The organism is Dactylosporangium vinaceum (assembly GCF_019904175.1).
Classification (GTDB): Bacteria; Actinomycetota; Actinomycetes; order Mycobacteriales; family Micromonosporaceae; genus Dactylosporangium; species Dactylosporangium vinaceum.
This window is the reverse complement of record NZ_CP061913.1, coordinates 7,928,159-7,939,786: the sequence shown is the minus strand read 5'-3', so window position 1 is coordinate 7,939,786 and position 11,628 is coordinate 7,928,159. Positions and strand designations below refer to the sequence as shown.

Here is an 11,628-nt window from a genome sequence, read left to right as displayed (position 1 = left end):
CGGATGCTGTACTGATCGCGTGGGAACGTGGATGCGGCCGACCGGGATCGGCTTCCTCGTGGTGGCGGTGCTGTTCGGCATCGGCGTGCGGGTCGAGATCGGGCAGGAGTCCACCAGCTGGCTCCTGGCCACCGTCTACGCGGTGCTGGGAGCGGTCACGGCGCTGGTGGGTGCGGTGCTGATGGCGCTCGGCCGGCGTGCGGCGAGCCGTCGCTGATGTGCTCCTCCAGGGCGCGGATGCGCGCCTCGACCGCCGTGCTGTGAGTCGGGCGGTGGGCCGCGGCGGCGCGCCGGGCGGCTGCGCGGGCCTCGACCGGGTCGCCCCGGCTCAGGTGGATCTCGGCGATGGTGGCGTGCGCGTGCGCCTGGAGCACCCGGAAGCGGCCCTGCTCGGTGAGGGCCAGCGCGTCGTTCGCGTGCTGCAGCGCCGCATCGAGGCGGCCGAGGTCGCGCAGGGCCACGGCCAGCCCGATCGACGCGGCCGCGCGGTGATACGCGGTGCCGACCTCGGACAGCAGCGTGCCCGCCTCCGCGTAGAGCTCGGCGGCCCGCTGCGGCAGCCCCACCGCCCGGCTGGCCATGGCCAGGGCGATGAGGGCGCGGGCGGTGCCGTAGCTGCCCTCCAGGCACCGGGCGGTGGCGACCGCCTGCGCCGCCAGGTCCAGGGCGCACTCCCGCTCGCCGAGCTCCGCATGGATCATCGCGAGCAGGGACAGGATCGTCGTCTCCTGGAGCCGGTTGCCGACGTCGCGGCACAGGGTGAGGGCCCGATCGGCCGTGTCGGCGGCGTCGCGCAGGCGGCCCAGGGCACGGTAGGTGCCGGCCAGCGACTCCAGCAGATATGCGGTGGTGCGGGTCGACGGCTGGAGCGTCTCGGCCATGCGCAGGCACTCGTCGAAGCACTCCTTGGCCGCGGTGAGCTGCCCGCTCACGTAGTGGTGGTGGCCGAGGGAGTCCAGGAACGGGACCAGCAGCCGGGTCGAGCCGTGCTCGCGGGCCAGCGCGGTCGCCCGGTTGTGCTGCTCCAGCGCCTCGTCGGGGCGGCCCAGGTCGTCGTAGACGATGCCGAGGTTGTTGCGGGCGCACGCCGTGCCCTCGAGCCAGCCGCCGGCCTCGGCCAGGCGGATCGCGCCGAGCAGCGCCGCGACCGTCTCGTCGTGCCGGCACACCCACTGGTTGGCGCTGGCCAGGCCGATGAGCATCGCGGCCTGGCCGTTGACGTCGCCGCCCGCCTCCGCGGTCGCCAGGCCCGCCCGGCACACCGCGAACCAGTCGAACAGCCGCCCGCTCTGGGACAGGAAGCCGCGCATCCCGTCGGCCAGCCGCCAGGCCATCTCCGGGTAGTAGTCGGCGGCCGCGTGCCGGACCAGCTGCACGAGGTTGCGCCGCTCCGCCTCGAGCCAGGCCAGCGCCTGGGCGGTGCCGCAGAACGGGGCCACCGCGGCCACACCGGTGCACGGCAGGCGGACCAGCTGCGGGTAGAGCTGCCCGGCCGCGGCGTCGAGGGTGGCGAAGTACCAGTCGTAAAGCCGCCGCGCGGCCGCCGCCCGCTCCGGTGCCGGATCGTCGGCGCCGGTGCGCGTCCGCGCGTAGGAGCGCAGCAGGTCGTGGAAGGTGAACCGCTCCGGCGCCGCCTCGACCACGAGGTGCGCCGCGGCCAGCCGGTCCAGCAGCGCGGCCGCCTCGGCGCCGGTGACACCGGCCAGGGCGGCGGCCGCGGCGGCGGTGAAGTCGTCGCCCGGCACCAGCCCCAGCAGGCGGAACAGCCGCTGGGCCTCGGCGGTGACCGTGCGGTAGGACAGCTCCAGCGCGTTGTGCACGGCCCGCTCGCCGTCCACGGTCAGCGCGGCGAGGGGGTCGGCCCCGCGCATCTGGGCGACGTGCACGGCGATGCTGCGCAGCGGGTGGTTGATCAGGTCGGCCGCGCTGATCCGCAGGGCCAGGGGCAGGAACGCGCAGGCCGCGGCGAGCTCGTCGGTGGCCTCCGGCTCGGCCGCGATCCGGTCGGCGCCGAGCATGTCGCGCAGGAGGGCCCGGGCCTGCGCCTGGGGCAGGATGTCCAGGGTGATCCGGCGGGCGCCGTCGTGGGCTACGAGGCCGGTGAGCCGGTCCCGGCTGGTGATGACGACCAGGCAGCCCTGGCCGGCGGGCAGCAGCGGGCGGACCTGCTCGACCGAGCGGGCGTTGTCGAGGAAGAGCAGCACGCGGCGGCCGGCCAGCATGGAGCGGTACAGCGCGGAGGCCGAGCCGAGATCGTCAGGCACCCGGTCCTCGCGCACGCCGAGCGAGCGCAGCAGCCCGCCGAGCGCCTCGATCGCCGGGACCGGGCGATCGCAGGTGGCGTACCCGTGCAGGTTCACGTACAGCTGCCCGTCGGGGAACCGGGCGGCCACCCGGTGCGCCCAGTGCACGGCCAGAGCCGTCTTGCCGACCCCGGCCGTCCCGGCGATCGCGGTCACGACGACCGGTCCGGCGCCGTCGGCCGACCGCGGGAGCATCGCGTCGAGCCGGGACAGCTCCTCGGTGCGCCCCACGAACCCGGCGACGTCGGCGGGTAACTCGGCCGGTGTCGGCGGGCGGGCCGCGGTCATCATGGGCGGCTGCGGTACCGCCACTGGCGCCACCGGCGCCCGCGCCGCCGCGGCCGCCACCGCCGCCGGCGGGTGCGTGTCCGCGCGGAGGATCCGGGCGTGCAGCTCGCGCAGCTGGGCGCCGGGCTCGAGGCCGAACGAGTCGCGCAGCGTGCGGCGCAGCTGGTCGTAGGAGTCGAGGGCGGCCACCCGGCGGCCCTCGCGGTGCAGCGCCGTCATCAGCTGGCCCCGCAGCCGCTCGCGCAGCGGGTGCTCGGCCACCAGCTGGGTCAGCTCGGCGATACGCTCGTGGTGGCGGCCCGCGGCCAGCTCCACGTCCATGAGCTCCTCGGTCGCGGCCAGCCGCAGCTCGTCGAGGGGATCGGCGACCCGGCGGCGCAGCCACGGGCCGGCCACGTCGGCGAGGGCCGGCCCGCGCCACAGCCGCAGCGCGGTGCGCAGGAACGCGGCCGCCCGGTCCGGGTGCTCGGTGGTGCGGGCCCGGGCCACCAGCATCTTGAACCGGGCCAGATCGACCTGCTCGGGCGCGGCCTCCAGGGCGTAGCTGTCGCCCTTGGTCACCAGCCGCACCCCGTGCCCGGCCGCGTCGGCCGCATTGAGGTGCCCGCGCAGCCGGGCCACCACCACCTGCAGCGCCGCCCGCGGGTCCGGCGGCGGCTCGCCCTCCCAGATCAGCTCGGCCAGCCGCTCGTTGTGGATCGGGTGGCCGTTCTCCAGCAGCAGCAGGGCGAGCAGGCACCGCTCCTGCCGCCAGCCGAGCTTGATCGGCCGCCCGGCGATGTCGGCCTCGACCGCGCCGAGTAATCGAAACTGCACGATCGAACACTATCGCCGACGCGCCACTCCTTTCGGCCCCAAAGATTCGGGATGCGTAAACGAGGGGCCACCGCAAGGGCACCGCAAGGGGACGGGCAGGCCGCCGCAGCCGCGACGCAGGGGACGGGTCCGATAGTCGTTCGCCATGCGGACGTATCAGATGGGCCGTGGGCCGAACCGGCCCGTGGGTGACGTGGACGTGTTCCGGTGGGACGACTACGAGGGCGTGACAGCGCTGCCGTTCCGCGCGATGTGGTACCAGGTGCCGGCCGGTGGCCAGAGCCCGGAGGACAAGCATCCGGAGCTGGAGCTGTCGATCGTGGTGCAGGGCGACGCCGCGGTGTCGGTCGACGGGCGCGAACCCGTCGATGTCCGGACCGGTGACGCGTTCCTGCTCGAATCCGGCGAACGCCACGTTGTGCACAATCGCCGCCCCGACGAGCCGCTCGTCGTGTTCAGCGCCTACTGGCACGACCCGAGCGAGGTGCAGCATGGCTGAGCCGGAGCCGCTCGTCGACGTGGTGTCGATCCCGCCGCCGACCGCCAACGGGCCGCTGCACATCGGCCACCTCTCCGGCCCGTACCTGGCCGCCGACTTCGCCGCCCGCGCCGCCCGCGCCCGCGGCGAGCACGTGCTGGCCATGGCCGGCGTCGACGTGCACCAGAACTGGGTGCTGACCCGGGCCGAGCTCGACGGCGTGGACGTCGACAAGATGGTCGACGGCTTCCGCGACGACATCGTCGAGGCGTTCCGCCGGGCCCGCATCGACTACGACGCCTTCATCGACCCCCGGGCCCCCGGCTACGCCGAGGCCATGGCCACGATGGCCGGGCGGCTCGTCGAGTCGGGTGCGCTGCCCCAGCGGACGATCACCCTGCACCGCTGCGCCGGCTGCGCCCGAACCCTGCACCACTCCTACGTCGAGGGACTCTGCGGCGCCTGCGGCCACGAGGCGTGCGGCGGCGGCTGCGAGGGCTGCGGCGGCTTCACCTCGGCCCAGGACATGACCGAGGTGCGCTGCGCGCGCTGCGGCGGCGCCGCGGTGCCGTTGCGCGCCAACGTCCCCGTGCTCGACCTGGAGGCGCACCGCCCGGCCCTGCAGTCGCTGTGGCTGCGCGCCGAGCTGCCGGTCGACGTGCGCGCCCTGATCGACACCGCGCTGTCCCGCCCGCTGCCGGTCATCCCGGCCGCGTACCCGACCGACTGGGGTGTCGCCGGCAGTGGCCCGATCGCGGGGCTGCGCCTCGACGTCTACGTCGAGGTCTGCCTGAACTTCGTCCGCGGCGTGGCCCAGTGCCTGCGGCCGGGCGTCGCCGAGGACCCGGCGGCCATGGCCCGCGTCTGGAACGAGCGGGTCCGTGGCATGTGGAACTTCTACGGCATCGACAACGCCTACTTCTACGGCATCATGTGGCCGGCCCTGCTCGCCACGGCCGGTGTCGACCTCGGCCGGCTGGCCGGGATGAGCGTGGTGAACCGGTTCTTCACCCTCGACGGGTTCAAGTTCTCCACCAGCCGCAACCACGCCGTGTGGGCCAACGACCTGCTCGCCGACGCCGACCCGGCGATCGTGCGGCTGTTCCTGGCCTTCAACCGGCCTGACCGGGTCGGCAGCGACTTCACCCGCGAGGCGTTCGACGCGTTCACCGCATACGTCCGGCCGCTGCTTGCGGGCCACCCGCACGCCGAGTCGCTCCCGGCGGCGCTGCGCCCGGCCGAGCAGCAGCGCGGCGAGCTGGCCCTGCGCTACGCCGGCTTCGACGCGCCGCTCGCCGCCCGCGCCCTGCTGAGCCTGCTCGCCGCGGGGCCGGACGGCGCGGCCGAGGCGGCCACGTTACGCGCGGTCCTCACCGGCGGCGACTGATGAGGATCGGCATCATCGGGGCCGGCCTCGCCGGCTCCCTGCTCGCCTGGCGGCTGGCCCGGGCCGGCGCCGACGTCGAGCTGGCCACCGGGCCGCCGGGGCTGCGCGACGCGACGAGCGTCTCCGGCGGGGCGGTGCGCGGCTACGACCCCGATCCCCGGCAGCGGGAACTGGCCCGCGACAGCCTCGCCGAGCTGCGCGACAGCCCGGTGCTGCGGCGGTGGGCGGCGTTCGTGCCGCTGCCGTCGGTCCTCTTCGGCGCGGCCGGCGCCGGGGCCCTGGCCGGCCTGGACGCCCGCGTGGTCGGCGTCCCCGAGCTGACCGCGCTCGGCTGGGCGGCCCTCGAGCCCGGCACGAGCGCGGTCCTGGACACCGGCGGCGGGCGCACCGACCCGGCCGCCCTGCGCGCCGCGGTGCTGGCCGACCTGGCCGCCCGGGCGAACGCGACGGTCACCACCCGGCTGCCCGGCGAGCCCGACGTGCTCGTCTACGCGGCCGGGGCGTGGACGCCCGCGCTGCTGGCCCGGGCCGGGCTCGACGCGCTGGGCCTGCGGGTCAAGGCGATCCGCTACACCGTGCACCACTGCCAGGGGCCGCTCCCGCCGATCTTCAGCGACGGCGCCCTGTACGGCATCCCGCTCGGCGGCGACCTGCTCCTCGCCGGCGTCGCTACCGAGGAGTGGGCCGTCGCCCCCGGTGACCCGCCCGCACGGCCGGCCGTCGACGTCGCCCGCCTGCTGCGCCGCCGCCTGCCGGGACTGCGCCCCGGCCCGCCCGTGCGCCGGGTCGACGCCACCGACTGCTACGCCGACCCGCCGGTCCTGTGCCTGCGGGAGGTGCCCGGCACCGGCGGCCGGGTCCTCGCCTTCACCGGCGGCTCCGGCGGCGCGGCCAAGACCGCGCTGGCGGCAAGCGCCCGGGCGGCCGAGCAGATCCTCGGCACCACGCCCGACAGCCCTCACCACAATCAGGAGGACACTCGTGTACAGCAATGATCTGCCCACGTATCACGTGGCCGGGGTCGGGGCCGGACCGGCCAACCTGAGCCTGGCCGCACTGTTCCCGGCCGCGAACCTCGGCCGCGCCGCGCTCTTCGACAGCCAGCCCGGCCCGGCGTGGCACCCGGCCCTGCTCAGCCCCGGCGTGCGGATGCAGACGTCGTGGATGAAGGATCTGGTCTCGCTCGTCGACCCGCAGCACCCGTTGACGTTCATGAACTACCTGGTCACCACCGGCCGGCTCTTCGCACTGCTCAACGCCCAGTTCGACACGATCCCGCGGATGGAGTACGTGCGGTATCTGACCTGGGCCGCCCGCCGCATCGAAGGTATCCACTACGGCACCCCGATCGAGCGGGTCACGTACACCGGCGACGGGTTTGAACTGCATGCCGGCGGCCGTCCGGTGGCCCGGGCCCAGCACCTGTCGGTGGGGGTCGGGACGCGGGCGGTGCGCCCGGCGTGGATGGCCGGGCTGCCGGAGTCGGTGCTCATCGCCGACGACCTGGGGTGGCGCATCGACGGGCTGCGGGCCGACCTCAACGCGCCGATCGCCGTCGTCGGCGGCGGGCAGACCGGCCTCGAGTGCGTCCTGAAGCTCATCAACGCCGGCTTCACCGACGTGCGCTGGCTCGGCCGGCGGCAGTGGTTCCAGACCATCGACGACTCCCCGGTGGCCAACGAGTTCTACCGCCCGGCGCACCAGCAGTTCCTGCAGCAGCTCAGCCGGGGCACCCGGCGCCGGCTCGTGGTCGAGCAGGGGCCCACCGGCGACGCACTGACCCCGGGCGCGCTGCGGGTGCTGTACCAGGCCAACTACGACCGCATGCTTGACCTGGACCGGTTCCCGGCGGTGCTGTACCCGGGCCGGGACGTCGTCGCGGTGGAGACCGACGGCGGCGAGCTCGTCATGCGCTGCGACACGCCCGGCGGCCGCGAGGTGCACCGGGCCCGGCACATCATCGTCGCCGTCGGCCGCGAGGCGAGCCCGGTGCCGTTCGACGACGACCTGGCCGAGCGGGTCGAGTACGACGACGACGGCGACATGCTCATCGAGCCCGACTACTCGCTGCGCTGGAAGGGCATGAACGGGCACCGCATCTTCGTGCTCAACCGGGCCCGGTACAGCCACGGCGTCCCGGACGCGAACCTCACGCTCCTGCCGGTGCGGGCCGCGGGCGTCATCAACGCGATGGCCGGCCGGGCGGTCTACAACGTCATCGACGAGCTGTGCCCGGTGCGGTGGATCGCATGAGCTACGACGGACTGGTCGTGCAGCCCGCGGAGCCCAACGGCGCGCGCGGCCACTACCACCAGGACGGCTCGCTGGTCTGGGCCGAGTTCGCGGGCGGGCCGGTGCGCACCGGACGGCTGGTCGGCACCTGCGCCGCCGACGGCGTCATCAAGGCGGCCTACTGCCAGGTCATGGCCGACGGTGCGGTGGTCGCCGGCACATGCGTCAGCACCCCCGACCGGCTGGCCGACGGGCGGCTGCGGCTCACCGAGCGCTGGCGGCGCGACGACGGCTCGGTGGGCGTGTCGCGGATCGAGGAGGTGCCCGCGTGAAGCCGCTGATCGTGCTGATCGGCACGGGCCTGCAGGACTACCGCGGCTACCTGCTGGAGGAGATCGCCCCGCACTACCGGCTGCACCTGGTGAGCCCGGCCGCGCCGACCTGGGAGACGCCGTACCTCGCCGGCTCCACGCAGGTGGCCGACCTGGGCGACGCGGACGCGCTGACCCTCGCGGTCAAGGAGGCCGGCGCCGCGGCCGGCGTGCTGTGCTGGGACGAGGGCTTCGTCCTGCCCGTGGCCCGGGTCGCTGAGGCGCTCGGCCTGCCCGGGCCCGGCGCGGCCGCCGTCGCCGCCTGCCGGGACAAGCACCTGACCCGCGCCGCGCTCGCCGCGGCCGGCGTCGGGCAGCCACCGTCGGTCCTCGTCACCTCGGTCGCGGAGGCCCTGGGCGCGGCGGAGGGGATCGGCTACCCGGTGGTGCTCAAGCCCCGCGCGCTCGCGGCCAGCCTCGGCGTCGTGCGCGTCGACGACCCGGACGAGTTGGCCACCCGGTTCGCGTTCGCGCACGACACCACCGTGCCCGGGGCGCCGGCCCACGACGCCCGGGTCCTCGTCGAGGGCTACGCCGACGGCCCGGAGATCAGCGTCGACTCGGTCGTGCACCGCGGCCGCGTGACGCCGATGATCGTGGCCCGCAAGCAGCTGGGGTACCCGCCCTGCTTCGAGGAGGTCGGCCACCTCGTCGACGGCGCCGACCCGCTCCTGCGCGACGAGGAGCTCGCCGCGATCCTGCAGCGGACCCACACCGCCCTGGGCTACGGCGACGGCGTCACCCACACCGAGCTGCGGCTCACCGCCGACGGCCCGCGGGTGATCGAGGTCAACGCCCGCCTCGGCGGCGACCTGATCGGCTACCTGGGCGCCCGCGCGACAGGCGTCCAGCCGGGCCTGGCGGTGGCGGCGACGGCCTGCGGCGAGCGATACATCGTGCCGCCGCAGCGCCACACCGTCGCCGGGGTGCGGTTCCTCTACGCCGAGGCCGACGACACCCGCATCGGCACCATCGGGTTCGCCGCGGACAGGCTCCCGGCCGCCGCCGACCGCACGGTGGTCATGGCCCGCCCGGGCATGGTCGTCTCGCCGCCGCCGAAGGGCAGCGCGCTGACCCGGCTCGGCTTCGTGACGGCCGTCGCGGCGACGGCGGCGGAGGTCACGGCCGCGCTCGACGCGGCCGCGGGCGCCCTGCGGGTGACCTCGTGACCGCCGTGCAGGACCAGGATCAGCAGCAGCAGCAGGAGCCGGCCGGCGCGGGGGTGCTCGCGACCCTGCGGGCCACCCCCACGCCGGTGCGGGCGCTGCTGGCCGGCGTGCTCGTCAACCAGCTCGGGACGTTCTTCCAGGCGTACCTCGTGCTGTTCATGACCGCGCGCGGGTTCAGTGCGGGCCAGGCCGGGTGGGCGCTGGGCGTGTACGGCGCCGGGCTCGTGGTCGGCCTGCTGGCCGGCGGCGCGCTCGGCGACCGGCTCGGCCCGCGCCCGACCACGCTGCTGAGCATGGCCGGCTCGGCGGTGCTGCTGCCCACCGTGCTGTACCTGCACCAGTACCCGGCCGTGCTGGTCATCGTCGCGCTGGTCGGGGCGACGACCCAGCTGTTCCGCCCGGCCGCCGCGGCGATGCTGGCCACCCACACGGCCAAGCACCGCCGGGTGATGATCTTCGCGCTGTACCGCCTGGTGCAGAACGTCGGTGCGACGACCGCCCCGCTGCTCGGCGCCGTGCTCGTCGCCGTCTCCTACGACCTGCTCTACTGGGTCGAGGCGGCCTCCACGGCGGCCTTCGCGCTGCTGGCGGTGTTCCTGTTCCCGCGCGGCGCCACGGAGTCCGCGGCCCAGCAGCGGGGCGGCTACCGGCCGGTGCTCGCCGACCGGCGCTACACGCTGTTCCTGGCCGCTATGTTCATCAACGTCTTCGTCTACGTGCAGTACGTCGCCGTGCTGCCGCTGGCGATGCGCGACGCGGGCCTGGCCACCGGCTGGTACGCGGCGATGCTGTCCCTCAACGGCCTCATCGTCATCAGCCTCGAGCTGCTCGTGACGAAGCTGACCCAGCGCCGTCCGGCCCGCTGGGTGGCCGCGACCGGGTTCGTGCTGCTGGCGCTCGGGCACTCGCTGTACGGATTCCAATGGGGTGTCGTGGCGTTCGTCGCCGGCACCGTCGTCTGGTCGCTCGCCGAGATCGTCGGCGGCCCGACGATGTTCGCCTATCCGGCCCTCGCGGCGCCGGAGGAGCTGCTGAGCCGGTACCAGGGTGCGGCACAGGCCATGTACGGCCTCGGGACCGTGCTCGGGCCGGTGTGCGGCGTCGCCCTGTGGCTCGCCATCGGGCCGCCGGTCTGGTGGATCTTCGGCCTGACCAGCCTCGCCGGGCTGACCGCGGCCTGGTTCGGCATGCGCCGCGCCGAACGCTCGAGTTGAAGGAGGACACGATGGAAGCAATCATTGTCGAACCGGTCTCGACCGGGCACGAGTATGCCGACGCCTTCCGGGCCGAGGGGTTGACGCCGATCGCGGTCATGGTCGCCGGTGAGGCGGTCGAGGCCGTCCACGGCACCTGGCATCCGGAGAACTTCGCCGCCGTGCACGTGCTCGGCGACCGGCCGGTGGAGGCGCTCGCCGAGGAGCTGCGCCAGTATCGTCCACAGTGGCTGGTCGCGGGCTCCGAGATGGGCGTGCAGCTGTGCGACGAGCTGACCGCGATCCTGTGCCCCGGCACGGGCAACGACGCCGCGACCTGGCCCGACCGGCGGGACAAGTGGCGGATGGCCCAGGCGCTGCAGCGGGCGGGCCTGCCGCACCTGCGCCAGCACTGCTCGGCCGACCGGGACGAGCTCGACGCCTGGATCGCCGCAGAGGGCCTGGCCGACGAGCGGTTCGTGGTCAAGCCGCCGAACTCCGGCGCGACCGAGGACGTGCACCTGGTCCAGCCGGGCGAGGACTGGCACCCCATCTTCGAGCGCATCCTGGGCAAGCTCAACTACATCGGCGTGCGCAACGAGGGCGTGCTGGTGCAGGAGTTCGCCGAGGGCACCGAGTATCTGGTCGACACCTACTCGGTCGACGGCCGGCACGGCCTGGTCGACGTGTGCCGCTACGCCAAGCACCGCCGCGACGACCGGATCGGCATCTACGAGCGGGTGCAGTTCCTGCCCGCCGACGACCCGGACGTGCTGGAGCTGCGCCCGTACGTCTTCGGCGTGCTCGACGCGCTGGGCATCCGCAACGGCCCCGGGCACAGCGAGGTCATGCTCACCAAGCAGGGCCCCCGGCTGTTCGAGACGGCGGCCCGCCCGGCCGGCGGCGGCCACCAGATGATCACCCGGATGTCCACAGGGGACAGCCAGATCGCCCGGACCGTCGCCCACCGGCTGCGCGGGGAGTTCAAGGAGTCCTACGACCTGCGGCAGCACCTGTCAGCGGTGTTCATCTCCGCGCCCGCCACCGGCGTCTGGCGCAACGGCGACATCTTCGAAGGCGTCGACGCGCTGCCGACATTCGTCGACAAGCATTTTCCCTTTGGTACCGGTGACCGCGTCGTCGCCACCGAGGACCTGGTCACGTACCTGGCCTGGGTCATCCTCGCCGGCCCCGACCCGGAGCAGATCGAGGCCGACTACCAGCGCATCAAGGCGATCGAGAGCCGCATCGAGATCGAGCCGGAGGTCAGGGCATGAGCGGTACGGAGCGCAGCGGAGTGGCCGTGAATCAATGTTGCAGGGTGGGGTTCATGTCGGCGCCGGAGCTTGCGGAGGTGGCGGCATGAGCGGTACGGAGCGCAGCGGAGTGGC

General features: G+C 74.5%; 10 protein-coding genes. 9 read left to right on the top strand and 1 reads right to left on the bottom strand.

Annotation, left to right across the window (positions count from 1 at the left end):
- The first annotated feature begins 19 nt into the window (after window positions 1–19).
- Window positions 20–217 carry a hypothetical protein gene (locus Dvina_RS35615; protein ID WP_223093663.1) on the top strand — a complete coding sequence of 66 codons (198 nt, stop codon included), beginning with the start codon at window positions 20–22 and terminating at the stop codon, window positions 215–217.
- Here Dvina_RS35615 and Dvina_RS35610 read toward each other — a convergent pair.
- On the bottom strand, window positions 156–3,407 hold the full coding sequence (locus Dvina_RS35610) for an AfsR/SARP family transcriptional regulator (RefSeq protein ID WP_223093662.1): 3,252 nt from the start codon (window positions 3,405–3,407) through the stop codon (window positions 156–158). The genes Dvina_RS35615 and Dvina_RS35610 overlap by 62 nt on opposite strands.
- Window positions 3,408–3,552: 145 nt before the next feature.
- Here Dvina_RS35610 and Dvina_RS35605 point away from each other — a divergent pair, with 145 nt between their 5' ends.
- The 8 genes from Dvina_RS35605 to Dvina_RS35570 are packed head-to-tail and all read left to right on the top strand — an operon-like array spanning window position 3,553 to window position 11,514.
- Window positions 3,553–3,906, top strand: coding sequence for a cupin domain-containing protein (locus Dvina_RS35605; protein WP_223093661.1), 354 nt, complete (start codon window positions 3,553–3,555; stop codon window positions 3,904–3,906).
- Window positions 3,899–5,272: a class I tRNA ligase family protein gene (locus Dvina_RS35600; protein WP_223093660.1), complete on the top strand. Its 1,374-nt coding sequence runs from the start codon at window positions 3,899–3,901 to the stop codon at window positions 5,270–5,272. Before Dvina_RS35605 ends, Dvina_RS35600 begins: the two co-directional genes overlap by 8 nt.
- On the top strand, window positions 5,272–6,267 hold the full coding sequence (locus tag Dvina_RS35595; RefSeq protein WP_223093659.1) for an FAD-dependent oxidoreductase: 996 nt from the start codon (window positions 5,272–5,274) through the stop codon (window positions 6,265–6,267). The genes Dvina_RS35600 and Dvina_RS35595 overlap by 1 nt, the downstream gene beginning before the upstream one ends.
- Window positions 6,254–7,525: a SidA/IucD/PvdA family monooxygenase gene (locus Dvina_RS35590; protein ID WP_223093658.1), complete on the top strand. Its 1,272-nt coding sequence runs from the start codon at window positions 6,254–6,256 to the stop codon at window positions 7,523–7,525. The genes Dvina_RS35595 and Dvina_RS35590 overlap by 14 nt, the downstream gene beginning before the upstream one ends.
- Window positions 7,522–7,836, top strand: a complete 315-nt coding sequence (locus Dvina_RS35585) for an avidin-fold protein (RefSeq protein ID WP_223093657.1) — start codon at window positions 7,522–7,524, stop codon at window positions 7,834–7,836. Before Dvina_RS35590 ends, Dvina_RS35585 begins: the two co-directional genes overlap by 4 nt.
- Entirely contained in the window at window positions 7,833–9,044 is a 1,212-nt protein-coding gene (locus tag Dvina_RS35580) for an ATP-grasp domain-containing protein (protein WP_246655536.1), read from the top strand. The genes Dvina_RS35585 and Dvina_RS35580 overlap by 4 nt, the downstream gene beginning before the upstream one ends.
- Entirely contained in the window at window positions 9,041–10,258 is a 1,218-nt protein-coding gene (locus Dvina_RS35575) for an MFS transporter (RefSeq protein ID WP_246655535.1), read from the top strand. The genes Dvina_RS35580 and Dvina_RS35575 overlap by 4 nt, the downstream gene beginning before the upstream one ends.
- Window positions 10,259–10,269: 11 nt before the next feature.
- Window positions 10,270–11,514: an ATP-grasp domain-containing protein gene (locus Dvina_RS35570; protein ID WP_223093655.1), complete on the top strand. Its 1,245-nt coding sequence runs from the start codon at window positions 10,270–10,272 to the stop codon at window positions 11,512–11,514.
- Window positions 11,515–11,628 lie beyond the last annotated feature (114 nt).

Bases quoted from the DNA above. Each gene is read 5' to 3' on its own strand.
- Dvina_RS35605 (WP_223093661.1), top strand. From the start codon at position 3,553: ATGCGGACGTATCAGATGGGCCGTGGGCCGAACCGGCCCGTGGGTGAC.
- Dvina_RS35600 (WP_223093660.1), top strand. From the start codon at position 3,899: ATGGCTGAGCCGGAGCCGCTCGTCGACGTGGTGTCGATCCCGCCGCCG.
- Dvina_RS35595 (WP_223093659.1), top strand. From the start codon at position 5,272: ATGAGGATCGGCATCATCGGGGCCGGCCTCGCCGGCTCCCTGCTCGCC.
- Dvina_RS35585 (WP_223093657.1), top strand. From the start codon at position 7,522: ATGAGCTACGACGGACTGGTCGTGCAGCCCGCGGAGCCCAACGGCGCG.
- Dvina_RS35570 (WP_223093655.1), top strand. From the start codon at position 10,270: ATGGAAGCAATCATTGTCGAACCGGTCTCGACCGGGCACGAGTATGCC.